Genomic DNA, 26,696 nt, shown 5'->3' with positions numbered 1-26,696 from the left:
TTCCCAGACGATTCCGGTATCGTAGCCGAGTCGGTTCTGGACACCGCGCTGTGCGCGGATGGGTTTGTGAGTCCAAAGGGCCGGTTTCGAGGCACAGGCCTCGGATAGTCACCGTATGTGAACGGCCCCGGTCGACGATGCTCCGGGTTCTCAGTGTGCTGCGCCTGCAGTGGCGCTGCCATGTACATGAGTACAACCCAGGAAGTCACCATGCCCAAGAACAAGAAGCCCCAAGGCGGCAGGCCCGCCAAGAACTTCGATCCCTCGTACGCGAAGGGCGGCTCGAAGGGCGGCCCGGCACGCGCCGGATCGTCCAAGCCCGGCTCGCGCAGCGAAGGCCACCGCGGCTACCGCCCCGAGGCCGACGCGCCCCGCAAGGAGCGCTGGTCGCGCGACGAGCGCGTCTCCACCGGCCGCGCCCCGCACCGTTCCGAGCGTGACGGCCGCGACGAGCGGGCTCCCCGCTCGTTCGATCGCAACGACCGTCCCGCACGTTCGTACGACCGTGACGACCGTGCACCCCGTACGAACGACCGCAACGATCGCGCGCCGCGTTCGTTCGATCGCAACGACCGCCCGGCCCGTTCCTTCGACCGGAACGACCGCAACGACCGTCCCGCGCGGTCGTACGACCGTGACGACCGTGCGCCCCGTACGAACGACCGCAACGACCGTGCGCCCAGGTCGTTCGACCGCAACGACCGCAACGATCGTCCGGCTCGCTCGTTCGACCGGAACGACCGTCCTGCGCGTTCGTACGACCGTGACGACCGTGCGCCGCGCACGAACGACCGGAACGACCGTCCGGCCCGCTCGTTCGACCGGAACGACCGCCCCGCGCGTTCGTTCGATCGCGACGACCGCGCCCCTCGCTCGAACGACCGGAACGACCGCCCGGCTCGTTCGTTCGATCGCGATGACCGTGCTCCCCGCTCGTTCGACCGCAACGACCGCAACGACCGTCCGACTCGCTCGTACGACCGGAACGACCGGAACGACCGTCCGGCCCGTTCGTTCGACCGGAACGATCGCAATGACCGTCCGGCTCGTTCGTTCGATCGCCCCGATCGTCCCACCCGGTCCTACGATCGCGACGACCGCGCTCCGCGCCGTGACTTCGACCGCCCCGGCTTCAAGGAGTCCTCGGGTCGCCGCGACTCGAGCTTCTACCCGGCCAAGGACCAGGGCAACCGTCACGCGAAGACCGACGACGTCGTGCTCGAGCGCCTCGAGGCCCAGGCCATCCAGGCGATCGACGCCGACGGCGTGAGCTTCGCCGATCTCGGCCTCGGCGGCAACGTCGTCGCCGCGCTCCGGCAGCTCGGCGCCGAGTCGCCGTTCCCGATCCAGGCTGCGACGATCCCGGTCGTGCTCGAGGGTCGCGACGTGCTCGGCCGCGGCAAGACCGGCTCGGGCAAGACGATCGCCTTCGGCGCCCCGACCGTCGAGCGCCTCATGAAGCTCTGGGCCGAGTCCGGCAAGGCCGGCGGCAAGCGCCAGATGGGCCGCAAGCCCCGCGCTCTGATTCTCGCCCCGACCCGCGAGCTCGCCCTCCAGATCGACCGCACGGTGCAGCCCATCGCGCAGAGCGTCGGCCTCTTCACCACGCAGATCTACGGCGGCGTGCCCCAGCAGCGTCAGGTCGGTGCGCTCCAGCGCGGCGTCGACATCGTGATCGGCACCCCCGGCCGCATCGAGGACCTCATCGAGCAGCGCCGACTCGACCTCTCCGAGGTCGTCATCACGGTGCTCGACGAGGCCGACCACATGTGCGACCTCGGCTTCCTCGAGCCCGTGCAGCGCATCATCCGCCACACCGCGAACGGCGGCCAGAAGCTCCTCTTCTCGGCCACCCTCGACAAGGGCGTCGCCGCGCTCGTCGACGAGTTCCTCGTCGACCCGGCCGTGCACGAGGTCGCCGGTGAAGACCAGGCCTCCTCGACGATCGAGCACCGCGTGTTCGTCATCGGCAACCACGAGAAGCGCGACATCGTCGCCGAGCTCGCGAACCGCGAGGGCAAGACGCTCGTCTTCTCCCGCACCCGCGCGTTCGCCGAAGACCTCACGGGGCACCTCGAGGACTACGGCATCCGTGCCGTCGCCCTGCACGGCGACCTCAACCAGTCGCGTCGTACCCGCAACCTGCAGCAGCTCACGAGCGGCCGGGTCAACGTGCTCGTCGCGACGGATGTCGCGGCACGCGGCATCCACGTCGATGACATCGACCTCGTGATCCAGGCCGACGCGCCCGACGAGTACAAGACCTACCTGCACCGTTCCGGCCGCACCGGCCGTGCGGGCAAGACGGGCCAGGTCGTCACGCTCATCCCGCGCAACCGCCAGCGTCGCATGGTCGAGCTGCTCGACCGGGCCGAGATCGACGTCGACTTCGTCGACATGCGTCTCGGCGATGACTTCGCCGGTGAGCTCGAGCGCGGCACGGCCGCTGCAGTGGCCGTCGAGTCGCTCGACGCGGCTGCCGACGCAGTCGACGTCGTCGAGCTCGATGACGTCGTCGAGATCATCGAGGTCGAGGAGACCATCGAGATCGTCGAGACCGAATCGGTCGCAGCCGATGAGGAATTCGCCGGCTGACTCGCAGCGAACTGATCGACCGAAGGCCCGTGTCCGGTGGACGCGGGCCTTCGTCGTCCCCGGCTGCCATGGTCGAGCCGCGGCGTGCCGGTATGCTGGCGCCCCAGCACGGGACCGACGGGGAGGGCGCATGAGCATCGCGGATCCGGTCGTCGCGCGCCGCGAGCGCCGGCGACGGCTCGAAGGGCGGCCTGCCGTGCTCGCCCTGATCGTCGTGGCCGTCGTCGTGGCGATGGGCTGCGCGGTCGCGCTCGGCATCATGATCGGCGCGACCGTCGAAGACATCCGCCACTCGATCATCGACAGCGTCTTCGACGAACGCGAGTCGGAGCCGACGTTCTGGGGGCCCGCGACGACGGCCATCCTGTGGATCCTGGGCACGTTCGGCCTGCTCGGGTCCGCGGCGGCGGCATCCTGGTCGCTCGACGCCTACCGCGGCGGCGAGCGGGCGCCGGTCGTGCTCGTGCCGGCGCTGTCGGCGATCGTCGTCGCCGTGGTCGCGATCGACGCCATGAGCTGGCTCGAACCGTTGCGCGTCGGCACGCGCGTCGACCCGGTGTTCCACCACGACGTGCCGTGGAATGCGGGCTCGTGGGTGGCGTACACGGCCGATCTCTGGCTCCCGGTGCTCCTCATCCTCGCCGTCGCCGGCGGCATCGTGGTCGTCGCCCTGCACAACCGGCGACTACTCGAGCAGCGGAGGCTCCGCACTCGCCTCCTGCGTGAAGGCCGACGGGTGCCGGGCACGATCGTCGGGACGACCGCCCGCACCGCGACGAACGATGTCGGCCAGCGCTCGGTCATCGGCGCGACGGTCGACGTTCGATACACGGACCACGCCGGTGTCGAGCATCGGCTCAGTCGTTCGATACGTCGGCGCGACGTGCTCGCCGGAGGCTTCAGCGTCGAGGTGCTGTACGACCCGGCGCGACCGGGCGACGAAGATGCGGTCTTCCTCGCATTCGATCATGAGCCCGACCCTTCGGAGTGGATCGGCGCGGTCGGCTGACCTGATCGCCGCGGCCCCGTCGTCGGCTCGCACGTCGGCGTGCCCGCTCGCGACTCGGGATCGTCGTTTCATCCAGATCGTCCAAAGAAATATCCTATAGGCCGACGCGCGATTCCCGTATGGTCGTGGTGTGCTCGACGACGAGGCGCCCTTGGTGCGCGATCGCCGTGGCGCGCAACCTCCGTTCATGCAGCACGAAGGGCAGACACGTGTACTCGAAGATCCATTCAGTCCCACGGCGATCAGGGTGGTCGGTCGCCTGCGGCATCGCCGCGGCCGCCGCAGTCCTCTCGACCGGACTCGTCACGACGACTTCGGCGACGGCCGAAGAACTCCCGGTGACCCCCGCGACGGTCGGCTACGGCTCATCGAATCCGGCTGAAGCCGACACGTCGGTCATGGCCGTGCACGCCGCCGGGCGCACGATCATCGACGTGACGGACTTCGGCGCCGACCCGACGGGCGAGAGCGACTCGGCCGGCGCGATCGCCGACGCCGTGGAGCACGCGAAGGCGCTGGGCGCGCCGGTCACGATCCGGTTCCCGTACGGCACCTACGACATCTATCCCGAGCAGACCGAGAAGCGCGAGCTCTATGTCTCCAACACGACCGGCGCCGACGCCGGCCCACGCATCAAGAACATCGGCATCCTCATCGAGGACATGTCCGACGTCATCGTCGACGGCGAGGGCTCGAAGTTCAACTTCCACGGCCTGCAGACGCAGTTCGCGGCGATCCGCACCGAGGACGTCACCTTCACGGGGTTCAGCACCGACTGGGTCGCCCCGAACACGATCGACCTGACGGTGCTCGACACGGGCGTCGCGAACGGGGTGCCGTTCCGCGATATCCAGGTGCCGCCCGGCACCCGCTACGAGATCGCGAACGGCAAGGCGGCCTTCCTCGGCGAAGCGAGTCCGGTGACGGGTCAGCCGTACTGGCGGTACGAACCCGGCTCGGCGACGCAGGGCCACAACCAGCGGCGTCACCTCGCGACCGGCCAGACGTACCGCACCTCGATTCCCGTGTGGACGAACTCGACCGGCGTCTCGGAACTCGGTGACAACCGGCTCCGCGTGACCTACTCCGGCAGCACCGACCCGGGCGGCCGCGGCGAGGTCTACGAGCTCCGTCCGACCTACCGAGACACCCCCGGCGTCTTCGCGTTCGAGGCCGCGAACACCGACCTCGTCGATCTCGAGTTCGGGTACCTGCACGGGTTCGGCATGGTCGGGCAGATGTCGCACAACATCACGCTCGACGGCGTGCGGTTCAAGACCGAGAACGGCACGTGGCGGCAGACCTCGGGCTTCGCCGACTACCTGCAGATGTCGGGTGTGGGCGGCAAGGTGCAGATCCTCAACACCCTCTTCGACAACCCGCACGATGACCCGATCAACATCCACGGCACCTACATGCAGGTCAAGGGCGTCGACGTCGCGAACAAGAAGGTCACCCTGCAGTACATGCACCACCAGAGCGCGGGCTTCCCGCAGTTCTACCCCGGTGACACGCTGCGCTTCGTCACTCGCGGCACGATGCTGCCGGTCGCGGGAGAGAACTTCACGGTGACCGACGTCACCGGCCCGAGCGGCTACGACCACGACACGAGCCTCACGCAGATGACCGTGACGCTCGATCGGGCGCCCCAGGGCATCCAGGTCGACACGCACGCCGCCGAGAGCCTGACCTACACGCCCGAGGTGCGCATCGCGGGCAACACGTTCGCGTCGGTTCCGACGCGCGGCATCCTCGTCACGACGCCGAAGCCGGTCGTCATCGAGCGGAACCTGTTCGACCAGGTCGGCATGGCGAGCATCTACGTCTCGGGCGATGCGGCCAACTGGTACGAGTCGGGCGGCGTTGAAGACCTCACGATCCGCGAGAACATCTTCGATCGACCCACGACGAGCGCCCCGGTGATCTACTTCGACCCCACGAACGGGGCGACCGAGCCCGACCGCACGGTGCACCGCAACGTGCTGATCGACGACAACCGGTTCAACCTCCTGCCCGGCACCCAGTTGCTGAACGCCAAGTCCGTCTCCGACCTGACGTTCACGAACAACGCGGTCGGATGGTTCGGGCCCACGACGGCCCCCGACCCCTCGAAGTCCTCGCGCACCGCGCTGTTCTCGATGAACGGCAGCCACCGCTTCGAGTTCAGCGACAACACCTACGCGCCCGGCTTCAACGTGCGGGTGTCGACCAACACCGCGGCATCCGAGGTCATCGGCAACGACCCGTTCGCCGTGAACGCCGACTCGATGACTCAGGTGCCCACGGTGCCGCTCGCCGCAGGGCTCAGCTGGATCCGCGAGGACGCCTCGCGCTGGTCGGCGGTGGCACCCGACTCGATTCGGCTGCTTTCAGGCGGCGGCACCCTCTGGGCGACGCAGAACTCCTCCAACGGCATCCTGCTGCGCGACGCGAGCGGGGTCTCCCCGAACGAGGTCGTCGTGAAGATGGCCGGCGCGACGAAGTCGTTCTACGAAGAGGCCGGTCTGATCTACTACGTCGACGACGAGAACTACGTGGCCCTCCATCGCAAGCACAACAACGGGACCCCGTGGCTCGCGCTCGTGACCGAAGCCGGCGGGTCGCCCAACGAGAACACCCGCATCAACGCGCCCGCCGCGGCCGACATCTGGATCAAGATCGCGCGCAACGGCAATGCGTTCACGGGCAGCTACTCGACGAACGGCGTCGACTTCACGACCATCGGCACGGTCACCAACGCCGCGGTAGGCGCCGCGACCCCGCGCGTCGGCGTCATGGCCGACGGTCCGTTCGCGTCGGGCGGCACTCCGGCCGCCTTCGTCATGAGCGGGCTGAAGGTCGACGGAACCGCGGTGCCGTTCTTCGACTCCGTGCCGCCGCCCGTCGAGATGCGGCTCGCGGCCGCACTCGAGGACCCGGCATGGCAGGGCGTCGACTTCGGCGCACCCGTGGCGCCGCGATCCTGGCTGACGGTCGTGCCGGCGAGCCTCGACAGCGTCTCGACGACGCTGACACCCGTCGATGACGAGACCGACGTGGTGCTCGCCGTCAACGGACGCCCGGTCGAGTACGGCAGCGGCACCATCGAGCTCCCGCTCGCGGCCGGCGCCAACCTGCTCGAGGCGCGCACGATCGCCCCGAACGGCGACAGCCAGACCTATCGGTGGACCGTCGTCTCGCTGAAGCCCGGCGTCGCCGTCTCGACCCGACCTCCGGTCGCACCCGCCCTCGACGTCGCCGCGACGGCGACGACGAAGTGCATCGGCGGCAAGGTCGTCGTGTCGGTGCGGGCCACGAACGCGGAGGCGGTGCCGGTCTCGATCACGTTCGCGTCGGAGTTCGGTCAGAAGTCGTTCGAGGCGGTGGCTCCCGGCAAGAACGCCGTCCACACGTTCACGACGCGCCGGGCGAGCATCCCGGCCGGCGAGGTCGACGTGACCGCGCAGGCGACCATCGACGGTCAGCCCGTGACGGCGACCGTGGCCGCCGAGTATGCGGCGAACAGCTGCGGCTAGCGGTGCAACTGCGCCTGTGCGGTTGGCCGGTCGCCTTGGCGTGACCTGAACGGCCGAGGGCCCGTGTCCGGTGATGTGAATCGCCTGGACGCGGGCCGTCGTCGTCGCCCGGGACATCCCTGAATCGGCGCGCTCGCACGGCCACTAGGCTCACGCCATGCGCCTCATCACCGGCGGGATCGCCGCAGCCGCCCTCGTCCTGCTCCTCACCGGCTGCGTGGCACCGGCGCCCGCGCCGACGCAGACTCCGGTCGCCGAGCCGACGCCGGTCGAGACGGCACCGGCGGGGCCCCTGATGTGCGGCGACCTCGTCGCGGATGCGAAGCTCGCAGCGGTGATGACGGGCAGTGACGGCGTCGCGCCCGATCCCGTGCGGGCGATCCGGCCGTCCGATGCGTTCAGCGCGGTGGAACTCGCGGCAGCGGGCGGTCTCGGGTGCTCCTGGCGCGTCGGAGCGGCTCCGACGACGATCTACGCAGGGGGCGACGACCTCGCGTACCTCTCCATCGACGTGCTGCCGGGTGCCGCCGCGCAGTGGCAGCCGGCGTGGGCGGGCGATGCGCCCTCCGATCAGAAGCTCGCCGTCGGTGCCATCGAGGCGTCGACCGCCGTGGGCGAATCCGGCTGGCAGCTCACCGCCCCGGTCGGCGATGCCTGGGTCGCCATGCGCCTGACCGCGTCCGGGCTCGGCACGACGGGCAGCCGCTACGACGGTATCTCGCCAGAGGAGATGCTGTCCCGCCTCGCCGGGGTCGCCGAGACGACCTTCGCGGCCGTGGAGGGCGCGACCGCCGAACAGCTCGCCTTCCCCGCGGCGGCATCGCAGCGACAGGGCGACGCCGTCTGCAACGGCGGCCTCGACCCGCAGGGCATCGGGATGGCGCTCGGCACGACGTACACCGAGACCGAGGTCGAGGATCCGACGACCCGCGCCCCGCAGTCGTTCGATGCCGCGGTCGCGGCGGCGGCTCGCTCGTACTCGTGCGACTACCTGAACGACACCGAGCGCGGGCCGCACATCGCCGTCGTGCACGGCGCCGGCCAGTTCTTCGACCTGCTCGGGCAGGCCGACGTCTCGACGGCGTTCGGCCCGCTCGACCTCTCGACGGTCGCAGGTGCGAGCGGCGGCGATGCCGCCATCGTTGCGCTCGTGACCGACGGTCCCGCCTCGCCGGTGCTGATGCGGGTCGGCGACTCCGTGTACCTGATCCAGAGCAAGGACGGGGCGGCGTCGGTCGCCGAAGCGGTGATCGCGCAGGTCCGCTGAGACCCTCTCGAACGGGCCGGGTGGCGCCCGGGACATCCGTTTGCCATAATTACTTCCTGAACGGTCGGTCACTAATTCCGACCGAGCGGATGCCACGCACCCTGCCTACGCTGGGTGCAGCGTTCCATCGCAGACAGTGCAGTCAGGAGTGGACCATGGCCGAGGCCTACCTCGTCGGAGGCGTTCGCACGCCCGTCGGCCGCTACGGCGGGGCGCTCGCCGGAGTGCGGCCCGACGATCTCGCGGCCCTCGTCGTCGGTGAGCTCGTGCGACGCACCCGGCTCGACCAGGCCGGCGAGCTCGGCGCGATCGACGAGGTGATCCTCGGGGCGGCCAATCAGGCGGGCGAAGACAACCGCAACGTCGCCCGCATGTCGGTGCTGCTCGCGGGCCTGCCCGACGAGGTGCCCGGCATCACGGTCAACCGGCTCTGCGCCTCGGGCATGTCGGCCATCACGATGGCCGCGCAGGCGATCCGGGCCGGCGACGCCGACCTCATCATCGCCGGCGGCGTCGAGTCGATGACCCGCGCGCCCTGGGTGCAGGCCAAGCCCGATCGAGCGTGGGCGAAGCCGGGCGCCGCCTACGACACCTCCATCGGCTGGCGTTTCCCGAATCCGAAGCTCGTCGCCCGCGACAAGGCGACCTTCTCCATGCCCGAGACCGCTGAAGAGGTCGCTCGCGTCGACGGCATCACCCGCTACGAGGCCGATGCCTTCGCGCTGCGCTCGCAACAGCGAGCGGCTGCCGCCATCGCCGCTGGCCGGTTCGAGGCCGAGATCGTGGGGGTGCCGACCCATCGCGGCGAGGTGCTCGTCGACGAGGGCCCGCGGCCCGAGACCACGCTCGAGGCACTCGCCGGGCTGCGCCCGGTCGTGCACGGCGGTTCGGTCGTCACGGCGGGCAACTCGAGCGCGCTGAACGACGGCGCGTCGGCGATCCTCGTCGCGAGTGCGGCCGCCGTCGAACGCTACGGGCTCACCCCGCGCGCCCGCGTCGTCGTCGGATCGTCGGCGGGGCTGCCGCCCGAGATCATGGGCCTCGGCCCGGTGCCCGCGACCGAGAAGGCGCTCGAGCGTGCCGGCATCGACCTCGACGACATCGGCTCGGTCGAGCTCAACGAGGCGTTCGCGACGCAGTCGATCGCTTCGATGCGCCGCCTCGGGCTGGACCCCGAGCGTGTGAACGCCGACGGGGGAGCGATCGCCCTGGGGCATCCGCTCGGCTCGTCGGGCTCGCGCCTCGTCGTGACGCTGCTCGGCCGCATGGAGCGCGAGCAGTCGCGCTACGGGCTCGCGACGATGTGCGTCGGCGTCGGCCAGGGCAGCGCGCTCATCGTGGAGCGCGTCTGATGGGCGCGGACCCGCTCCTCGTCGAGCGTCGCGACGACCGGGTGATCGCCACGCTCAACCGGCCCGAGAAGCGCAACGCGATCGACCAGGCGACGATCGATGCCCTCCACCTCCTGTGCGCCGAGCTCGAGGCGATCCCGCGCACCCTCATCCTTACGGGCGCCGGCGGCGTCTTCGCCTCGGGCGCCGACATCGCCGAGCTCCGCGAACGGCGAGCGGATGACGCGCGCGCGGGCATCAACGCGAACGCGTTCGTGCGTCTCGCGCTGCTGCCGATGCCCGTGATCGCCGCCCTCGACGGGTACGCGCTCGGCGGCGGCGCCGAACTCGCGTACGCCGCCGACATCCGCATCGCGACGCCCGAGCTGAAGATCGGCAACCCCGAGACGGGTCTCGGCATCATCGCCGCGGCCGGCGCGGGCTGGCGGCTGAAGGAGATCGTCGGCGACGCCCGGGCGATCGAACTGCTGCTCACCGGGCGCACGGTCACCGCGGCCGAGGCGCTCGCGATCGGGCTCGTGAGCGAACTGCACCCGGCCGACCAACTGCTCGCCGCCGCGCACGCCATCGCCGATCGCATCGCCCGCAACGACCGTGCGGCGACGATCGCGACGAAGCGCGTGTTCCGCGCCCCGCGCGACGCGCACCCCGCCGTCGACCTCGAGGAACAGGCCGTGCTCTTCGAGAGCCCCGAGAAGATCCGCCGCATGACCGAGTTCCTCGAGAGGAAGCAGCAGTGAACGAGACCGACACGGGAGCACCGGCCGACGTCGGCGTGCTCGGTGGCGGGCGCATGGGCGCCGGCATCGCGCACGCCTTCCTGCTCGCGGGTTCGCGAGTCACCGTCGTCGAGCGTGACGCGGCAGCCGCTGCGGCGGCCTCGACCCGGGTGCTCGATTCCGTCGCTGCATCCGTCGCCCGCGGCACCGCCGACGACGACGAGGCGGCGATCGCTGCCCGCTTCGCCACGTCGACGGAGGTCGCCGACTTCGCCCGCTGCGACCTCGTCGTCGAGGCCGTGCCCGAAGACCTCGAGCTGAAGATCGACGCACTCACCCGCGTCGAGGCCGTGCTCGCGCCGGGCGCAGCGCTCGCGTCGAACACCTCGTCGATCTCGATCGACCAGCTCGCGGCACTGCTCGACCGGCCGTCTCGGTTCCTCGGCCTGCACTTCTTCAATCCCGTGCCGGCATCGACGCTCGTCGAGATCGTGCGCGGCGAGGCGACGGAGGGCCCGCTCGTCGAGCAGGCTCGCGGCTGGGTGCACGCCATCGGCAAGACCCCGATCGTCGTCGCGGATGCCCCGGGCTTCGCCTCCTCGCGACTCGGCGTCGCGCTCGGGCTCGAGGCGATCCGCATGCTCGAAGACGGCGTCGCCTCGGCGGAGGACATCGACGCGGCGATGAGCCTCGGCTACAAGCATCCGATCGGCCCCCTGCGCCTGACCGATATCGTCGGGCTCGACGTGCGACTCGGCATCGCCGAATACCTCTCCTCGACGCTCGGCGAGCGCTTCGCCCCACCCGCACTGCTGCGCCGAATGGTCGCCGAGGGCAAGCTCGGCCGCAAGACCGGCGAGGGCTTCTACCTCTGGGACGCCCCGTGAAAGGAACACCGATGAACACGATCCTGCCGAGCTACGTGAACGGCCAGTGGTGGACCCCTGCCCTTCGGGAGGCTCAGGACGCCACCGATGCGGCCGAGGTCCGCGATGCCTCGACCGGAGAGGTCGTCACTCGCGTCTCGACCGAGGGACTCGACCTCGGGGCTGCGCTCGACTACGCCCGCACGGTCGGGCAGGCCTCGCTCGGCGAGCTCACCTTCCACCAGCGCGCCGTGTTGCTCAAGCAGATGGCGCTCGCCCTCACCGAGAGGAAGGCCGAGCTCTACGAGCTCTCGGCGCGCACGGGTGCGACGAAGCAGGACTCGTGGGTCGACATCGACGGCGGCATCGGCGTGCTCTTCACGTACTCCTCGAAAGGGCGTCGCGAGATGCCGAACTCGAAGGTCTACGTTGACGGTGCGGTCGAACAGCTCTCGAAGGACGGTTCATTCCTCGGGCGGCATATCTACACCCGCCTGCCGGGCGTGGCGGTGCAGATCAACGCGTTCAACTTCCCGGTGTGGGGTTCCCTCGAGAAGTTCGCCCCGGCGTTCCTCGCCGGCGTGCCGACGCTCGTGAAGCCCGCGACGCCCACCGGCTACCTCGCGGAGGCGTTCGTGCGCATCCTCGTCGAGTCGGGGGTCCTGCCCGAGGGCTCGCTGCAGCTCGTGTCGGGCAGCGTGCCGACGCTCTTCGACCACCTCCGCCTCGGCGACCTCGTCGCCTTCACCGGCTCGGCGTCGACCGCCGAGAAGTTGCGCTCGCACGACTCGGTGCAGACCGGCGGCGTGCGGTTCACGAGCGAGACCGACTCGATCAACGCGAGCGTGCTCGGCACCGACGCCGTGGCGGGCACCCCCGAGTTCGATGCCTACGTGAAGCAGCTCGTCGCCGAGATGACGACGAAGGCGGGCCAGAAGTGCACCGCGATCCGCCGGGCGATCGTGCCCGCGGCATCCGTCGACGCCGTGATCGACGCGGTGCGCGCGCGCATCGCCGAGCGCGTCGTGCTCGGCGACCCGCGCGCGGAGGGCGTCACGATGGGGCCGCTCGCCTCCATCGCACAGCGCGACGAGGTGCTCCGCCAGGTCGGTCGTCTCGAGGCCGGCGGTGGCGAGCTCGTGATCGGTTCGACGGATGCCCCGGCGGTCACGCTCGCCGACGGCGCCACCGGCGAGGCATCCGACGGCGCGTTCGTCGCGCCCATGCTGCTTCGATTCGCGGATGCCTCGAGCGCCGCGCTGCACGAGGTCGAGGCCTTCGGCCCGGTCTCGTCGATCCTCGGCTACGACACCACCGCCGAGGCGGCCGCCCTCGTGGCCCGTGGCGGCGGATCGCTCGTGACGAGCGTCGCGACCCACGATCCCGAGGTCGCCATCGCGCTCGCGACGGGCATGGCGGCGTACAACGGCCGGGTGCTCTTCCTCGACCGCGACGACGCCCGCTCGTCGACCGGCCACGGCTCGCCGCTGCCGAACCTCGTGCACGGCGGGCCCGGTCGCGCGGGCGGCGGCGAGGAGCTCGGCGGCATCCGCGCCGTGCTGCACCACATGCAGCGCACCGCCGTGCAGGGATCGCCCGAGATGCTCACCGCCCTCACCGGCGTGTGGCATGCAGGCGCCTCGTCGCAGCCCGGTGGTGAGCACCCGTTCCGCAAGTCGCTCGCCGAGCTGAGGATCGGCGACCAGGTCGTGAGCGCGTCGCGCACCGTGACGCTCGAGGACATCGAGACGTTCGCGCAGTTCACCGGCGACACGTTCTACGCGCACATGGACGAGGCCGCGGCATCCGCCAACCCGTTCTTCCCCGGTCGCGTCGCCCACGGCTACCTGCTCGTCTCCTGGGCCGCAGGTCTCTTCGTCGATGCGGCGCCGGGGCCGGTGCTCGCGAACTCGGGCCTCGAGAACCTGCGCTTCGTGACGCCCGTCTCGCCCGGCGACTCGATCCGCGTCGAGCTCACGGCGAAGCAGATCACGCCGCGCGAGACCGATGAGTACGGCGAGGTGCGCTGGGACGCGGTGCTGCGCAACCAGAACGACGAGCTCGTGGCGTCGTACGACGTGCTCACGCTCGTGGCGAAGGAGCTCGTGCCGGCCGAGAGCCCGACGTCGTGAGCGACGACGCGGTTCTGGCCGTGAGATGAGTCCCGGATGCGCAGGCCCGGTTGAGCGGCCGGGCGTGAAGCATCCTGATCGATCCTTCGAATCCGCCTGACCGATCCTTCGAATCCGTATGCCAGTTCCCCCTCATCGATGAGGGGGAACTGGCATACGGGATCTGGAACCACCCGCCATCTGGAACCACCGGCCGGTCGTCAGTGCGATCCGCTGCACGAGTGCCAGCTGCGCGCCAGGTCACCCGCGCAGCGCGAGCACGAACGGCAGCACCTCGGCGGCGCCAGCCCGGCGGAGCTCGCGCGCGGCGATCGTGAGGGTCCAGCGGCTGTCGGCCTGGTCGTCGACGAGCAGCACGCCGCCCGACGGCACGTCGAGGCCGTCGGCCGAGAAACGGTCCCAGAGGCCGGCGAGCCGGAACGCGCTGTTGCCGCCGGGCTGACCGGTCGGGCCACCGTTCCGCAACTCGAGCGCGCCGAGGTAGGGGAGGCGACCGACCTCGGCGAGGCCGCGGGCGAGCGAGTCGACGAGCAGCGGGCGCGACCGTGACGGCATCGCGATCACCGCGACCGGGCGCTCGGCCCAGCCCCAGTCGGCGAGCACGCGAACGCACGCGGCGAGCACCTGCGGTGAGACGGGAGCGTCGGTCGCACCGGCCGCGAACAGCTCTCGCAGGGTGCCGCCCCAGCCGAGATCGGTGAGCCGTGCGAGTGCCCGGCCCTCGCTCGCCTGCTCGGCCGGCGCGATGCGGCCCTTCACGGGCACGCCGAGACGGTCGGCGCCCGTCGGCCAGGCGCGGCGCGGTTCGACGGGCACGCCGACGCGGTCGAGCGATTCAGCGGCGGTGGCGGTGGCGGATGCCGCGATCTCACGTGGGAACCAGACGCCCGCGCAGTTGTCGCACCGCCCGCAGGGCGCCGCCGTGTCGTCGTCGAGGGAACGCTGCAGGAACTCCATGCGGCATCCGTCGGTCTGCTCGTAGTCGATCATGTGCTGCTGCTCGGCGAGCCGCTCGGCGGCGATGCGCTCGTAGCGTTCGGCGTCGTAGACCCACGGCATGCCCGTGGCGACCCAGCCGCCCTGTACTCGACGCACCGCGCCGTCGACGTCGAGCACCTTGAGTAGCAGTTCGAGCGGGGTCCGGCGGATGTCGACCATCGCCTCGAGCGCCGGCGTGGAGACGGGAACGTCGGAGAGAGCCCCGATGACGCGCTCGGCTCGCTCCTGGTCGGGCATCGACGCGGTCGCGAAGTAGTGCCAGATCGCGGCGTCTTCGGTGCCGGGGAGCAGGAGCACGTCGGCGCTCTCGCTCGCACGGCCCGCGCGGCCGACCTGCTGGTAATAGGCCACGGGCGACGACGGCGCGCCGAGGTGCAGCACGAAGCCGAGGTCGGGCTTGTCGAACCCCATGCCGAGCGCGCTCGTGGCGACGAGCGCCTTGACCTCGTTGCGCTTCAGCATGCCCTCGGACTCGGTGCGCTCGTCGGTGTCGGTCTGGCCCGTGTAGGCGCGCACCTCGTGCCCGCGTTCGCGCAGGAGGCGCGCGGTGTCGTTGGCGGCGGCGACCGTCAGCGTGTAGATGATGCCCGAGCCCGGCAGGTCGTCGAGGTGGCTGAGGAGCCAAGCCAGGCGGCTCGGTGAATCAGGGAGCCACAGCACCCCGAGCCGGAGCGAGGCCCGGGCGAGCGGTCCGCGGATCGTGAGCACTTCGGGGCCAGGAGCAGGCCGGGAGGCACCCCCGGCCGCGCCCTCGCCGTCGGCCGCACCCGTGCCCAGCTGCTCGGCGACGTCGGCGACGACCCGGCTGTTCGCCGTCGCGGTCGTCGCGAGCACCGGCACCTCGGCCGGCATCTGCGAGATGAGGTCGCGGAGCCGCCGGTAGTCGGGCCGGAAGTCGTGACCCCAGTCGCTGATGCAGTGCGCCTCGTCGACGACGAGCATGCCGATGCGGCGCACGAGCGCGGGCAGCTGCTCTTCGCGGAACGCCGGGTTGTTGAGCCGCTCGGGCGAGACGAGCAGCACGTCGACCTCGTCGCGGTCGAGCTGTGCGAGCACGTCTCCCCACTCGTGCGCGTTCGTCGAGTTGATGGCCACGGCCCGCACCCCGGCACGCTCGGCAGCGGCGATCTGGTCGCGCATGAGGGCGAGCAGCGGCGAGACGAGCACCGTCGGCCCCGCGCCCTGCCGTCGCAGCAGCAGCGTCGCGACGAAGTAGACCGCCGACTTGCCCCACCCGGTGCGCTGCACGACGAGCGCACGGCGGCGGCCCTCGACGAGCGCCTCGATCGCCTCGAACTGCCCGTCGTGGAACTCGGCGTCGTCGCGCCCGACGAGTTCGCGCAGGGCGGCAAGGGCCGCGGATCGGGTGTCGGCGGGCGGCGCTGCGAGGGTCATGTCCCCACTCTGGCGCACGCGACCGACAAGCGGCTGGGCGAGTCTGCGTGCCACCTCAGACGGCGAGCCGAGGAATAGGGCGATCTCCGGATGTCCCGCCCCCGCCTTAGCGAGGAGTCTCGACTCAGACACACAGGAGCAGACACATGTTGATCTCGGAAATCGCCTTTCCCCACCTCGTCGCCGCGAACGACGATCGCATCGCCCGCGACCTCGAGCGCCGCAGAGTCGCGCTGGAGCGCACGGCCGAAGCGGCCGAAGCGGCTGCGGTCGAAGCTCGTGCCGCCGTGACAGCCACGGCGCCGGCGGCGACGACCGGTCGAGCGCCCCGCCACGCGGCATCCCGCCGCCATCTGACGAACCGGATGCCGCGCCCCGCGGCCTGATCGCTTGACGGCGGCCCTCGCGCCCACCACCCTGAACCCATGAGCGAAACGACGCGTGCAGCGACTCGTGGTGCGGCCTTCTGGATCTGCTACGCGGTCACGGTCATCAGCGCGGGGGTGAGCGTCACCTACTCTGTGCTCTCCGTGATCGACGGCGGGCTCGAGGCGAGCGATGCGCTCTACGCGACCTCGCGCAGCGTGGCACTCGTCGTGATGGCACTCGTGGCGCCGATGTTCCGATCCGATGCGGGCCTGCTCGCCGTCGCGGTGGCGATGACCATCGTGCAGGGCATCGACTCGTTCATCGGTGCGGTGCAGGGCGACGTGGCCAAGACCGTCGGCCCGGCGGTGCTGTGCATCGTGACGATCGTCGCCGCGACGTTCCTCGCCCGCAGCGACCGCATCCGCAGCGAGGACTGAACGTCACTGCTCGACGAAGGAGAGCCCTGACTCCGCGCCTCCGGAACTTGCCTCCGAAAATGTTAGCTACTAACATTATGGCGTGACCAATCCCGCGGATGGCCCGGCGCAGCGTCCCTCCAAGCGCGAGCGCACCCTCGCGGCACTCGTCGAGGCAGGGCTCGAGCTGTTCGAGCAGCAGGGCTACGAAGCGACGACCGTCGCCCAGATCGCCCGCGCCGCCGGCGTCACCGAGATGACCTTCTTCCGCTACTTCGCGGCGAAGGAGCACCTCCTGCTCGACGACCCGTACGACCCGGTGCTCATCGCGGCGATCGGCGCACAGCCGCGCAGCGACCCGCCGTTCCTCCGCGCCGCTCGCGGGATCCGGGCAGCGTGGCGAGCGCTGCCCGAACCCGAGACGCCGGTGATCCGGCGGCGGGTGCGAATCGCCGCTCGAACCCCCGCGCTGCGAGGGGCGACGTGGCGTTCGACGGGCAACACCGAGCGGGCGATCGTCGAGCAACTGGTGACGGATGGTGCGGAACCCGAGGTCGCCGGTGTGGCGGCGGCATCCGTGCTCGCCGCCCTCGTAGCCGGCCTGTTCGCCTGGGCCGAACACGAGACGCAAACCCTCGCCGAAGCGATCGAGCGCGCCCTCGACGTGATCGACGTGGCATCATGAGCGCGCCAGCGCAACGCCTCGATGTGCGCGGGATCGTGCGCGAGTTCTCCGGCGGAGCCGGCGTGCACGGCATCGACCTCGCCATTGCGCCAGGCGAGATCCACGCGATAGTGGGGCTCAACGGTGCGGGCAAGACCACGCTCATGCGGCTCGTGCTCGGGATGCTCCGGCCGGAAGCGGGAACCGTCAGTATCGACGGGGTGCACCTGCAGGATGCGCCGGCGGCGTTGTGGGCCGGAGTGGGGCAGCTGGTGGAGCATCCACTCGCCTACGCCGAACTCGACGGCCGCTCGAACCTCGTCGTCGCCGCACGCCTGCACGGCATCGGGCGGCGGCACGCCGGCGAGGTCGCCGACCGGGCCATCGCGGAGTTCGACCTCGCCCGGTATGCCGAGGTGCGGGCCAGCCGCCTCTCGCTCGGCAACCTCCAGCGGGTCGGGCTCGCGGCCGCTCTCCAGCACGAGCCGCGGCTCGTCGTGCTCGACGAGCCGACCAACGCGCTCGATCCGGCGGGGGTGATCCTGCTCCGCGAAGCGCTCCTGCGTCGAGCCGCGGCGGGCGCCGGCATCCTCGTGTCGAGCCACCACCTCGACGAGGTCGCGCGCATCGCCGACCGCATCACCGTCATCAACGCCGGTCGCGCGATCGGCGCACTCGACCCCGAGGGCATCGATCTCGAGCGGGCGTTCTTCGCGATGCTGCACGCCGACGACCTCGAACGGCCGGCGGCATGAGCGCCCTGTTCGGCACCGCGGTGGCCGTCGAGGCCCAGAAGGCGCTCGCGTCGCGGGTCATGATCTCCATCGCCGCGCTCGTCGTCGGCGGCATCGCCGTGCTCTCCGTCGGCATGCTGCTGGGCGCAGCGACGGGCGACGAACAGATCCTCGCGAAGATGGGCCCACTCGCGAGCGTCGGCGGCTGGGCCGCGCTCGTGGGCGTCGTCGCGCAGATCACCGCCGCCGGCGGAGTGGTGGCGTTCGGCGTGGCGCTCAGCTGGATGTTCGGCCGCGAGTTCGCCGACGGGACCGTCGGCGGCCTCTTCGCCCTCCCGGTGCGTCGCTCGACGATCGCCCTCGCGAAGCTCACGGTGTACTTCATGTGGGCCGTCGGCGTTGCCATCCTGCTCGCTGCGGTGGTCGCGGTCATCGGCCTCGCGTTGGGCTACGGCTCGACGGATGCCTCGGGCCTCGGCGAGCTCGTGCGCATCCCGGTGCTCGTGGTGCTGACCGCACTCCTCTGCGTGCCGGCGGCGTGGGTCGCCACCATCGGACGAGGGCTGCTCCCCGGCATCGGCGCGACGGTCGTGCTCGTGGTGATCGCGCAGGTCTTCGCGGTCGTCGGCATCGGCGAGTGGGTGCCGCTCGTGGCGCCGGCGCTCTGGGCGATCACGCCCGATGCCGTGCCGGTCGCGAGTCTCTTCCTGGTGCCGTCGGTGCCGCTCGTGTTCGGGGTGCTGTGCGCACTGGCGTGGTCGCGCCTGCAGCTCGACCGCTGAGGTGGCGCCGGTCGAGTGCTGAGCGCCGGCGAGCGAATCGAGACCTTGCGCGTGTGGGTCTCGGTACGCGCCCTCCTTCGTGGAGCGCTATTCGACGGGAGGGTACTCCGCCGCCCAGTCGATCGCCGCGCGCTCCTCACCGAGCGGGAACACGCGGAAGCCGCCCGGCACGAGGCCGCCGAACGCCGTCGCCACACCGGCGAGCACGTCGTGGTCGGTCACGATCGCCGCGCGACCCCAGCTCGACAACGGCAGGCCGACGAGCTTCGCGTCCTCCCACATGGCGCCGAGCGAGAGGTGGTCGAAGTCGTCGCCCAGCACGGCCACCACGTTGACGTGCTCATGCTCGGCGAGGACGGCTTCGATCGCGGGAACGAGCACGGCGCGGTAGTCGGCGGCATGGATGGTGCCGATGGCCCGGAACCCGATGACGCCCTCGGGCAGGTCTGCGATCGGCTCGATCATGCCGGACCCCGTTCGATGAGTTCCTCGATGCGGTTCGACGTCGGCATGCGCAGACCGTCGAGGGCGATCGCGATCACGTCGCCGGCGAGCCGGTCGGCATCCTCCTTGCCGCCGGGCCGGTACCACTCGACGATCGAGTTGATCATGCCGAAGGCGAGGCGGGCGACGACGCTCGGGTCGATGTCGGAGCGGAGGCTGCCCTCGGCCTGCGCGTCCTCGACGAGCGAGGTGACGGCCCGGTCGAATGCGCGCCGACGCGCGAGGGCGCGCCGCTCGACCTCGGTGTTGCCGCGCACGCGCAGCAGGAGCGTCACCGATGGCAGCTTCTCGACGAGAACATGCACGGCGCCGCCGAGCACTGCCTCGAGACGGTCGGCGGCGCGGCCCCGCGTGGCAGCGGATGCGCCGAGCACTCCCTCGAGGGCGCTGAGGGCGTCGTCGAGGGCCCGCTCGAGGATCTCGTCCTTCGAGGCGAAGTGGTGGTAGATCGCCGACTTCGAGAGCCCCAGGCGGTCGGCGAGCACGCCCATCGAGGTCGCGTCGTAGCCGTACTGGTTGAAGGCGGCGACGGCGACGTCGAGGATCCCCTGCTGGTCGTACCCGGGGCGCCCGCGTCGAAGTGAACCGTTGTCAGACATCGCCCTCATCTTCGCATCCGCCTGCGCCGAGAGGACGCAACTCGTCGCTTCGACGCCGGTATTGCGACAACTGGCGTCGTCTCGAGGCAGCCGCGGTGCTCATTGGCCGCGCAGGTCGTAGACCCGCTTGTACTTGCCCTCGCTGCGGGGGAGGGCTCCCGGCTCCTCCAGTTGCACGGCGACGGTCGAGCCGATGCCCTCCTTGATGCGCTTGGCGAGCACGACCGTGGCGGCCTGGCAGACCTCGACCGAGAGGTCGGGGTGGCGCTCGATGCGCACGGTCATGTCGTCCATGGTGCCGGTGCGGCGCAGCTCGAGGATGAAGTGCGGCGTGAGCTGCTCGATGCCGAGCACGATCTCCTCGATCTGCGTGGGGAAGAGGTTCACGCCGCGCAGGATGATCATGTCGTCGTTGCGGCCCGTGATCTTCTCGATGCGGCGCATGCCGGGCCGGGCGGTTCCGGGCAGCAGGCGCGTGAGGTCGCGCGTGCGGTATCGGATGACCGGGAAGGCCTCCTTCGTGAGCGAGGTGAAGACGAGCTCGCCCATCTCGCCGTCGGCGAGCTGGGCGCCCGTGTCGCCGTCGATGATCTCGGGCAGGAAGTGGTCCTCCCAGAGGTGCGGGCCGTCCTTCGTCTCGAGGCACTCGTTGCCGACGCCGGGGCCCATGACCTCGCTGAGGCCGTAGATGTCGAGGGCGTCGACGCCGAGGCGCTGCTCGAGCTCGTGGCGCATCTCGTTCGTCCACGGCTCGGCGCCCAGCACGGCGACCTTCAGCGAGGTCGAGCGCGGGTCGATGCCCTGCTCGACCATGCAGTCGGCGATCGTCAGCAGGTAGCTCGGCGTGCAGAGGATCGCGTCGGGCTCGAAGTCGAGGATGAGCTGCACCTGGCGCGCGGTCTGGCCGCCCGACATCGGGATGACGGTCGCGCCGAGCTTCTCGATGCCGGCGTGCGCCCCGAGGCCGCCGGTGAAGAGCCCGTAACCGTAGGCGTTGTGCACCTTCATGCCGGGCCGGATGCCGCTGGCCCGAAGAGACCGCGCGATGAGCGTCGCCCAGCGGTCGAGGTCGCCCTTCGTGTAGCCGACGACGGTGGGCCGCCCCGTGGTGCCGCTCGAGGCGTGGATGCGGGCGACCTGCTCCATCGGCACGGCGAACATGCCGAACGGGTAGGTCTGGCGCAGGTCCTCCTTGGTCGTGAAGGGCAGCTTCACGACGTCGGCGAGCGAGCGGATGTCGCGGGGGTGCACTCCGGCCTCGTCGAACTTCTTCGTATACAGCGGCACGTTGTCGTAGGCGTGCTGCACGGTCTGCTTCAGTCGCTCGAGCTGGAGCGCCTCGACCTCGGCGCGGGTCATCCGCTCTTCGGGGTCGAGGTCTTCGGGCGCCGCCGGAGCGAGACCGGAGATGGAGGGGGAGGTGGTCGTCGTCGACACGGTGGCTCCTGGTGGCGGGTCAGATGGTGCGGTTGGTGGAGATCGAGCGGCCGCGGAACTCGGCCACGGCGTCGCCCTGGTCGTCGACGACCGTGACGTCGTAGAGGCCGGTGCGGCCGCTGCGCGCGCGTCGCCGTGCGGTGGCCGTGAGGGTCTGCCCTGCCTCGGTCGACTTCAGGAAGGTGATGTCGGCCCCCGCCGCGACGGTGATCGTGTGGTCTTCGTTGCACGCGATGGCGAAGGCGGTGTCGGCGAGCGTGAAGACGAAGCCGCCGTGGGTGATGTGGAAGCCGTTCGTCATGTCGTCGCGCACCCGCATCGAGACGACCGCGTGGCCCGGCTCGTCGACCTCGACGATCATGCCGAGGGCCGCTGAGGCCTGGTCGCGCTGCATCATTGCGCGAGTGGGAGTGGTCGCGGCATCCGCCATGTGAAGCTCCTCGTCGAGTTCATGCGTTCGCGCGCCGTTGCTGTGGCGCTCGAGATGACTATATACTAACTGAACGATCGGTTAGTAATGCCGAATCCAGAGACACAGGAGTCGACGATGACCTCTCCAGCAGACCTCAGCGTGGTCGATCCGGAGCTCTCCGCCGAGGAGGCCCGGTTCGCCGACCTCATCGCCGCCGACTCCCGCATCGAACCTCGCGACTGGATGCCCGACGCGTACCGCAAGACGCTGATCCGGCAGATCAGCCAGCACGCGCACTCCGAGATCATCGGCATGCAGCCCGAGTCGAACTGGATCACGCGCGCCCCGAGCCTCAAGCGCAAGGCGATCCTCATGGCGAAGGTGCAAGACGAAGCGGGCCACGGGCTCTACCTCTACTCGGCGGCGCAGACCCTCGGCATCACGCGTGAAGAGATGATGGACCAGCTCATCACCGGTCGCGCGCGCTACTCGTCGATCTTCAACTACCCGACGCCGACGTGGGCCGACATGGGGGCCATCGGATGGCTCGTCGACGGCGCCGCGATCTGCAACCAGGTGCCGCTCTGCCGCGCCTCGTACGGGCCGTACGGCCGGGCGATGGTGCGCATCTGCAAAGAGGAGTCGTTCCACCAGCGGCAGGGGTTCGAGATCCTGCTCGAGCTCGTGCAGGGCACCGACGCCCAGCGGCAGATGGCGCAGGACGCCGTGAACCGCTGGTACTGGCCCGCGCTGCAGATGTTCGGCCCGCCCGACGACCAGTCGCCCAACTCCGCGCAGTCGATGGCGTGGAACATCAAGCGCTTCTCGAACGACGAGCTGCGCCAGCGCTTCGTCGGCATGCTCGTGCCGCAGGCCGAGGTCATGGGCGTGACGCTGCCCGACCCGAACCTGCGCTTCAACGAGGAGACCGGCGAGTACGACATGAGCGAGATCGACTGGACCGAGTTCGAAGAGGTGCTCGCCGGGCGCGGCCCGGCGAACGCCGAGCGCATCCGCCGACGCCGCGAGGCGCACGACGACGGCGCCTGGGTGCGCGAGGCTGCGCACGAGTACGCCCGCAAGCAGGCCGAGCGCGAGCTCGCAGGGGCGGTGGCCTGATGTCGACACCCGGTGAGATCGGCACCGAGGCCTGGCCCCTCTGGGAGGTCTTCGTGCGCGCCAACCGCGGTCTCTCGCACGTGCACGTCGGGTCGCTTCACGCGCCCGACGCCGACATGGCCGTGCGCAATGCACGCGACCTCTACACCCGTCGCAACGAGGGCATCTCGATCTGGGTCGTGCCCGCCGACGCGATCACCACGAGCGACCCCGACGCGAAGGGCGCCTTCTTCGAGAGCCCCGCCGGCAAGAACTACCGCCACGCGGTCTACTACACGAAGAGCGAAGGGGTGAAGCACCTGTGAGCGGCGCCGACCTCGACCCGCACGGCGACGTCCACGGCGACGTCTCCGTCGATCGACTCGCGCTCGCCGACGAGCTCGCGGGCACCGCGGCCGACGGCAGCACGGCGGTCGCATCAGCGGATGCCGCGGAGTACGCACTGCGCCTCGGCGACGACGCCCTCGTGCTCGCCCAGCAGCTCGGCATGTGGATCGCCCGCGCGCCCGAGCTCGAAGAGGACGTCGCGCTCGGCAACATCGCCCTCGACCTCATCGGGCACGCCCGCTCGCTGCTGCACTACGCCGGCACCGCGAGTGGTCGCAGCGAAGACGACCTCGCCTACTGGCGGGATGAGCCCGACTGGCGCAACGCCTGGCTCTTCGAGCAGCCGAACGGCGACTTCGCCCACACGATCGCGCGTCAGCTCGCGGCATCCGTCTACCTGTTCGAGCTGTATTCGCGGCTCGTGGACTCGGCCGACCCGACCCTCGCGGCGATCGCCGCGAAGTCGGTGAAGGAGGTCGACTACCACCGCGACCACGCGACGCAGTGGGTCCTGCGGCTCGCGGGCGGCACCGAGGAGTCGCGTCGCCGCATGCTCCTCGCGATCATCGACGTCTGGCCCTACGTCGACGAGCTGTTCGACGACGACGAGCTCGTCGAGCGCCTCGCCGCGGCGGGGATCGCGGTGCTGCCGTCGACGCTGCGCCCGGCGTTCGACGCCGTCATCGACGAGGTCTTCACCGAGGCCGTGCTCGAGCGGCCGGCCGGCCGCACCGCGTTCATCGCCTCGGGCGGCGGCCGTCGCGGCAGCCACACCGAGCACCTCGGGCCGCTCCTCGCCGAGATGCAGGTGCTCGCCCGGGCTCACCCGGGGGCGTCGTGGTGACCGCGGCAGTGGCGCAGCGCGCCGAGGCATCCGCTGCATCCGTCGCGCGGCCGGTGCCGAGCGATCCCGCGGCCGCGCGCGCGTGGGAGGTCGCGGCGACCGTGACGGACCCCGAGATCCCCGTGCTCACGATCGAGGACCTGGGCGTGCTGCGCTCGGTCGAGATCGGCGACGACGGCGCCGTTCGCGTGCAGCTGACGCCGACGTACAGCGGATGTCCCGCGCTCGACGCCATGCGCGACGACGTGCTGCTCGCGCTCACGCACGCCGGGTACGACGACGTTCGCGTCGATCTCGTGCTCGCACCCGCGTGGACCACCGATTGGATGAGCGAAGCGGGCAAGGAGAAGCTGCGCACTTACGGCATCCAGGCGCCGACCGGCAGCGCCGCCGCTCGCCGGGCCGGGCCCGTACGCGTGCAGCTCGCCGTGAAGTGCCCCCGTTGCGACTCGCTCAACACCCGCGAACTCGCCCGCTTCGGCTCGACGTCGTGCAAGGCCCTCTACGAGTGCCGCGACTGCCTCGAGCCGTTCGACTACTTCAAGGTGCTCTGATGGCCGCCCGCAACCTGGGGTCGACGGCGACCCCGACGGCGACGTCGGCGGATGCCGCCGTCGCTTCGGCGTTCCTGCAGAGCACGGTCGGCGGCGAGCACGTCGCCAAGCGCCGACGTGCGCGCTTCCACTCGCTCGAGGTCGCCGAGGTGCGCCCGCTCACGGCCGATGCCGTCGAAGTCACCTTCGCCGTGCCCGACGAGCTCGCCGACGACTACACCTACCTGCCCGGCCAGTACGTCGCGCTCCGCAAGGACTTCGACGGGCACGAGCTGCGACGCAGCTACTCGATCTGCCGCCCGCCGGTACGCGGCAGCGTCTCGGTCGCGATCAAGCGCGACCTCGGCGGGCTCTTCTCGACGTGGGCGAACACCGAGCTCGTCGCCGGCGACCGGCTCGACGTGATGAGCCCGCAGGGCACGTTCACCTCCACCCTCGACGCGCTCGACGGCAAGCACGTCGTCGGCATCGCTGCGGGGTCGGGCATCACCCCGCTCATGGCGCTCGCCCACACGGTACTGTCGCGCTCCGCGACATCCGAGTTCGAGCTCGTCTACACGAACCGCTCGACGCTCGACGTGATGTTCCTCGAGGAGCTCGCCGAGCTGAAGGACCGCTACCCGTCGCGACTCGCGCTGCACCACGTGCTCTCGCGCGAGCAGCGCACGGCGCCGCTCCTGTCGGGGCGCATCGACGCCGAGAAGCTCGACCGCATGCTCGACGTGCTCATTCGCCCCGAGACGGTCGACGAGTGGTTCCTCTGCGGCCCGTTCGAGCTCGTGCAGCTCGCGCGCGACACGCTCGAGGCGCGCGGGGTTCCCGCCAAGCACGTGCGCTACGAACTCTTCACGACCGACGCCGACCGGGTCGAGCCGCGCCACGGCCGCCCGGTCGTGGTCGAGCGCGGCGAGCCGACGGTCGCGATCGAGTTCACGCTCGACGGCCAGTCGACGAGCGTCGAGAGTCCCGTGAGCGCGAACGAGTCGATCCTCAACGCGGCGCTGCGCGTGCGGCCCGACGTGCCGTTCGCGTGCGCCGGAGGAGTGTGCGGCACGTGCCGTGCGCGCGTCATCGAGGGCAGCGTCGCCATGACCGAGAACTACGCCCTCGAACCCGACGAGCTCGAGCGCGGCTACGTGCTCACGTGCCAGTCGCACCCCAAGTCCGACCGGGTCGTCGTCGACTACGACGTCTGACGCCGATACCCTGCGAACGGGTCGACGGAGACCCCGCGAACGGAGCATCATGATCGAACTCACCGTGACCGACGGCGTGGCCGAGGTCGTGCTGAACGCCCCTGAGAAGCTCAATGCGCTCGACGAATCGGCGATCGGAGAGCTCGCAGCGGCCTACGCCGAAGCCGAGCGGATGGCGCAGGCCGGCGACATCCGCGCGCTCGTGCTGCGCGGCGAGGGGCGCGCCTTCTGCGCCGGTCGCGACATCTCGGGCGTCGACCCGCGCGAGGACGACGTGCTCGGCTACCTCGGCGGCCTCGTCGAGCCGCTCCTGCAGCGCATGGCCGGCATCGCCGTGCCGACGTTCGCGGTCGCGCACGGAGCATGCCTCGGCGTCGGCCTCGGCCTGCTCATCGCCACCGACATCGTCTACGTCGCCGACACCGCGAAGGTCGGCTCGCCGTTCGCGAACCTCGGGGCGACGCTCGACTCGGGCGGCCACGCGCTCTTCGTCGAGCGACTCGGCGCGCACCGCACGATGGACCTCATCGTCACGGGCCGGCTCATGTCGGGCGCCGAAGCGGTCGCGGCCGGCCTCTTCTCGCAGGTCTTCGCCGCCGACGAGGTGACGGATGCCACCCGCTCCGCGGCCCGTGCCGCGGCATCCGGAGCCACGCAGGCCTTCATCGCCTCGAAGCGCCTCGTCGCCGCGCTTCGCGACGACCGGCTCGGACTCTGGGCATCGATGGCCGAGGAGAACCGCGCGCAGGCCGCCCTCTGCGACACCGCCGACTACCGTGAGGGCTTCGCGGCGTTCCAGGAGAAGCGCAAGCCCGAGTTCACCGGGCGCGGCTGAGCCCTGCACTTCAATTCGGGCTGGCGTGCCGGGGTTCTGAATCGGTCGACGTTCC

At 70.7% G+C, this 26,696-nt stretch carries 24 protein-coding genes; 19 read left to right on the top strand and 5 right to left on the bottom strand.

Going from position 1 to position 26,696, the window contains the following annotated elements:
- Positions 1 to 210: 210 nt before the first annotated feature.
- From ASD23_RS14110 to paaZ, 8 genes are all read left to right on the top strand, one after another.
- A complete protein-coding gene (locus ASD23_RS14110; protein WP_082571464.1) occupies positions 211 to 2,595 on the top strand; it encodes a DEAD/DEAH box helicase in 2,385 nt (794 codons plus the stop codon).
- A 130-nt stretch (positions 2,596 to 2,725) separates the two neighbouring features.
- Positions 2,726 to 3,604: a DUF3592 domain-containing protein gene (locus tag ASD23_RS14105; protein ID WP_056011811.1), complete on the top strand. Its 879-nt coding sequence runs from the start codon at positions 2,726 to 2,728 to the stop codon at positions 3,602 to 3,604.
- 209 nt (positions 3,605 to 3,813) lie between these two features.
- Entirely contained in the window at positions 3,814 to 7,119 is a 3,306-nt protein-coding gene (locus tag ASD23_RS14100; protein ID WP_056011808.1) for a DUF1349 domain-containing protein, read from the top strand.
- A gap of 157 nt (positions 7,120 to 7,276) precedes the next feature.
- On the top strand, positions 7,277 to 8,386 hold the full coding sequence (locus ASD23_RS14095) for a hypothetical protein (RefSeq protein WP_056011805.1): 1,110 nt from the start codon (positions 7,277 to 7,279) through the stop codon (positions 8,384 to 8,386).
- Between the two features lie 155 nt (positions 8,387 to 8,541).
- Positions 8,542 to 9,738 carry an acetyl-CoA C-acyltransferase gene (locus ASD23_RS14090; protein WP_056011801.1) on the top strand — a complete coding sequence of 399 codons (1,197 nt, stop codon included), beginning with the start codon at positions 8,542 to 8,544 and terminating at the stop codon, positions 9,736 to 9,738.
- Positions 9,738 to 10,478 (top strand): enoyl-CoA hydratase/isomerase family protein, encoded by a 741-nt coding sequence (locus ASD23_RS14085; RefSeq protein ID WP_056011798.1) that lies wholly within the window; start codon positions 9,738 to 9,740, stop codon positions 10,476 to 10,478. Before ASD23_RS14090 ends, ASD23_RS14085 begins: the two co-directional genes overlap by 1 nt.
- On the top strand, positions 10,475 to 11,344 hold the full coding sequence (locus tag ASD23_RS14080; protein WP_082571462.1) for a 3-hydroxyacyl-CoA dehydrogenase family protein: 870 nt from the start codon (positions 10,475 to 10,477) through the stop codon (positions 11,342 to 11,344). The genes ASD23_RS14085 and ASD23_RS14080 overlap by 4 nt, the downstream gene beginning before the upstream one ends.
- Positions 11,345 to 11,355: 11 nt before the next feature.
- Positions 11,356 to 13,455, top strand: a complete 2,100-nt coding sequence (gene paaZ / locus ASD23_RS14075; protein ID WP_056011795.1) for a phenylacetic acid degradation bifunctional protein PaaZ — start codon at positions 11,356 to 11,358, stop codon at positions 13,453 to 13,455.
- Positions 13,456 to 13,695: 240 nt separating this feature from the next.
- Here paaZ and ASD23_RS14070 read toward each other — a convergent pair whose 3' ends face one another.
- Positions 13,696 to 15,849, bottom strand: a complete 2,154-nt coding sequence (locus ASD23_RS14070) for a RecQ family ATP-dependent DNA helicase (RefSeq protein ID WP_056011791.1) — start codon at positions 15,847 to 15,849, stop codon at positions 13,696 to 13,698.
- 146 nt (positions 15,850 to 15,995) lie between these two features.
- Here ASD23_RS14070 and ASD23_RS14065 point away from each other — a divergent pair, with 146 nt between their 5' ends.
- From ASD23_RS14065 to ASD23_RS14045, 5 genes are all read left to right on the top strand, one after another.
- Entirely contained in the window at positions 15,996 to 16,235 is a 240-nt protein-coding gene (locus ASD23_RS14065; protein WP_056011788.1) for a hypothetical protein, read from the top strand.
- A gap of 39 nt (positions 16,236 to 16,274) precedes the next feature.
- A complete protein-coding gene (locus ASD23_RS14060) occupies positions 16,275 to 16,655 on the top strand; it encodes a hypothetical protein (protein WP_056011785.1) in 381 nt (126 codons plus the stop codon).
- An 82-nt stretch (positions 16,656 to 16,737) separates the two neighbouring features.
- A complete protein-coding gene (locus ASD23_RS14055; RefSeq protein WP_082571461.1) occupies positions 16,738 to 17,319 on the top strand; it encodes a TetR/AcrR family transcriptional regulator in 582 nt (193 codons plus the stop codon).
- Positions 17,316 to 18,053 carry an ABC transporter ATP-binding protein gene (locus ASD23_RS14050; protein WP_056011782.1) on the top strand — a complete coding sequence of 246 codons (738 nt, stop codon included), beginning with the start codon at positions 17,316 to 17,318 and terminating at the stop codon, positions 18,051 to 18,053. The genes ASD23_RS14055 and ASD23_RS14050 overlap by 4 nt, the downstream gene beginning before the upstream one ends.
- The gene (locus ASD23_RS14045) at positions 18,050 to 18,814 is read left to right on the top strand and encodes an ABC transporter permease (protein WP_056011779.1); all 765 of its coding nucleotides are present in this window, start codon (positions 18,050 to 18,052) and stop codon (positions 18,812 to 18,814) included. The genes ASD23_RS14050 and ASD23_RS14045 overlap by 4 nt, the downstream gene beginning before the upstream one ends.
- 87 nt (positions 18,815 to 18,901) lie before the next feature.
- On the opposite strand, the gene ASD23_RS14040 is transcribed toward ASD23_RS14045, so the two are convergent.
- The 4 genes from ASD23_RS14040 to paaI all read right to left on the bottom strand — a co-directional run bounded on the left by ASD23_RS14040 (position 18,902) and on the right by paaI (position 21,784).
- On the bottom strand, positions 18,902 to 19,279 hold the full coding sequence (locus ASD23_RS14040; protein WP_056011776.1) for an STAS/SEC14 domain-containing protein: 378 nt from the start codon (positions 19,277 to 19,279) through the stop codon (positions 18,902 to 18,904).
- Positions 19,276 to 19,917, bottom strand: coding sequence for a TetR/AcrR family transcriptional regulator (locus tag ASD23_RS14035; RefSeq protein WP_129231890.1), 642 nt, complete (start codon positions 19,915 to 19,917; stop codon positions 19,276 to 19,278). Before ASD23_RS14035 ends, ASD23_RS14040 begins: the two co-directional genes overlap by 4 nt.
- 99 nt (positions 19,918 to 20,016) lie before the next feature.
- The gene (paaK, locus tag ASD23_RS14030) at positions 20,017 to 21,276 is read right to left on the bottom strand and encodes a phenylacetate--CoA ligase PaaK (RefSeq protein WP_082571566.1); all 1,260 of its coding nucleotides are present in this window, start codon (positions 21,274 to 21,276) and stop codon (positions 20,017 to 20,019) included.
- A gap of 97 nt (positions 21,277 to 21,373) precedes the next feature.
- Positions 21,374 to 21,784 (bottom strand): hydroxyphenylacetyl-CoA thioesterase PaaI, encoded by a 411-nt coding sequence (gene paaI, locus ASD23_RS14025; RefSeq protein ID WP_056011767.1) that lies wholly within the window; start codon positions 21,782 to 21,784, stop codon positions 21,374 to 21,376.
- A gap of 117 nt (positions 21,785 to 21,901) precedes the next feature.
- Here paaI and paaA point away from each other — a divergent pair, with 117 nt between their 5' ends.
- The 6 genes from paaA to ASD23_RS13995 are packed head-to-tail and all read left to right on the top strand — an operon-like array spanning position 21,902 to position 26,641.
- The gene (gene paaA / locus ASD23_RS14020; protein WP_056013274.1) at positions 21,902 to 22,885 is read left to right on the top strand and encodes a 1,2-phenylacetyl-CoA epoxidase subunit PaaA; all 984 of its coding nucleotides are present in this window, start codon (positions 21,902 to 21,904) and stop codon (positions 22,883 to 22,885) included.
- Complete coding sequence (gene paaB / locus ASD23_RS14015) at positions 22,885 to 23,190, top strand: 1,2-phenylacetyl-CoA epoxidase subunit PaaB (RefSeq protein ID WP_056011764.1); 306 nt, start codon at positions 22,885 to 22,887, stop codon at positions 23,188 to 23,190. The genes paaA and paaB overlap by 1 nt, the downstream gene beginning before the upstream one ends.
- A complete protein-coding gene (paaC, locus tag ASD23_RS14010; protein ID WP_056011761.1) occupies positions 23,187 to 24,056 on the top strand; it encodes a 1,2-phenylacetyl-CoA epoxidase subunit PaaC in 870 nt (289 codons plus the stop codon). Before paaB ends, paaC begins: the two co-directional genes overlap by 4 nt.
- Before the next feature lie 53 nt (positions 24,057 to 24,109).
- Positions 24,110 to 24,610, top strand: a complete 501-nt coding sequence (gene paaD, locus ASD23_RS14005; protein ID WP_056013271.1) for a 1,2-phenylacetyl-CoA epoxidase subunit PaaD — start codon at positions 24,110 to 24,112, stop codon at positions 24,608 to 24,610.
- A complete protein-coding gene (gene paaE, locus ASD23_RS14000) occupies positions 24,610 to 25,806 on the top strand; it encodes a 1,2-phenylacetyl-CoA epoxidase subunit PaaE (RefSeq protein ID WP_082571460.1) in 1,197 nt (398 codons plus the stop codon). The genes paaD and paaE overlap by 1 nt, the downstream gene beginning before the upstream one ends.
- 49 nt (positions 25,807 to 25,855) lie before the next feature.
- Complete coding sequence (locus ASD23_RS13995) at positions 25,856 to 26,641, top strand: enoyl-CoA hydratase/isomerase family protein (RefSeq protein WP_056011758.1); 786 nt, start codon at positions 25,856 to 25,858, stop codon at positions 26,639 to 26,641.
- Positions 26,642 to 26,696: the final 55 nt, after the last annotated feature.

This window comes from Agromyces sp. Root1464 (assembly GCF_001427265.1).
GTDB lineage: Bacteria > Actinomycetota > Actinomycetes > Actinomycetales > Microbacteriaceae > Agromyces > Agromyces fucosus.
Note: the sequence above shows the minus strand (reverse complement) of the source record. Positions and strands in the feature narration are given on the sequence as shown.

Excerpts from the sequence above, each read along its gene's own strand:
- ASD23_RS13995 (WP_056011758.1), top strand. The coding sequence starts at position 25,856 with ATGATCGAACTCACCGTGACCGACGGCGTGGCCGAGGTCGTGCTGAAC.
- paaA (WP_056013274.1), top strand. The coding sequence starts at position 21,902 with ATGACCTCTCCAGCAGACCTCAGCGTGGTCGATCCGGAGCTCTCCGCC.
- ASD23_RS14105 (WP_056011811.1), top strand. The coding sequence starts at position 2,726 with ATGAGCATCGCGGATCCGGTCGTCGCGCGCCGCGAGCGCCGGCGACGG.
- paaZ (WP_056011795.1), top strand. The coding sequence starts at position 11,356 with ATGAACACGATCCTGCCGAGCTACGTGAACGGCCAGTGGTGGACCCCT.
- paaE (WP_082571460.1), top strand. The coding sequence starts at position 24,610 with ATGGCCGCCCGCAACCTGGGGTCGACGGCGACCCCGACGGCGACGTCG.
- paaK (WP_082571566.1), bottom strand. The coding sequence starts at position 21,276 with ATGACCCGCGCCGAGGTCGAGGCGCTCCAGCTCGAGCGACTGAAGCAG.
- ASD23_RS14060 (WP_056011785.1), top strand. The coding sequence starts at position 16,275 with ATGAGCGAAACGACGCGTGCAGCGACTCGTGGTGCGGCCTTCTGGATC.
- ASD23_RS14050 (WP_056011782.1), top strand. The coding sequence starts at position 17,316 with ATGAGCGCGCCAGCGCAACGCCTCGATGTGCGCGGGATCGTGCGCGAG.
- ASD23_RS14035 (WP_129231890.1), bottom strand. The coding sequence starts at position 19,917 with ATGTCTGACAACGGTTCACTTCGACGCGGGCGCCCCGGGTACGACCAG.
- paaI (WP_056011767.1), bottom strand. The coding sequence starts at position 21,784 with ATGGCGGATGCCGCGACCACTCCCACTCGCGCAATGATGCAGCGCGAC.
- ASD23_RS14095 (WP_056011805.1), top strand. The coding sequence starts at position 7,277 with ATGCGCCTCATCACCGGCGGGATCGCCGCAGCCGCCCTCGTCCTGCTC.
- ASD23_RS14085 (WP_056011798.1), top strand. The coding sequence starts at position 9,738 with ATGGGCGCGGACCCGCTCCTCGTCGAGCGTCGCGACGACCGGGTGATC.
- ASD23_RS14070 (WP_056011791.1), bottom strand. The coding sequence starts at position 15,849 with ATGACCCTCGCAGCGCCGCCCGCCGACACCCGATCCGCGGCCCTTGCC.
- ASD23_RS14090 (WP_056011801.1), top strand. The coding sequence starts at position 8,542 with ATGGCCGAGGCCTACCTCGTCGGAGGCGTTCGCACGCCCGTCGGCCGC.
- ASD23_RS14045 (WP_056011779.1), top strand. The coding sequence starts at position 18,050 with ATGAGCGCCCTGTTCGGCACCGCGGTGGCCGTCGAGGCCCAGAAGGCG.
- paaB (WP_056011764.1), top strand. The coding sequence starts at position 22,885 with ATGTCGACACCCGGTGAGATCGGCACCGAGGCCTGGCCCCTCTGGGAG.
- ASD23_RS14110 (WP_082571464.1), top strand. The coding sequence starts at position 211 with ATGCCCAAGAACAAGAAGCCCCAAGGCGGCAGGCCCGCCAAGAACTTC.
- ASD23_RS14040 (WP_056011776.1), bottom strand. The coding sequence starts at position 19,279 with ATGATCGAGCCGATCGCAGACCTGCCCGAGGGCGTCATCGGGTTCCGG.
- ASD23_RS14065 (WP_056011788.1), top strand. The coding sequence starts at position 15,996 with ATGTTGATCTCGGAAATCGCCTTTCCCCACCTCGTCGCCGCGAACGAC.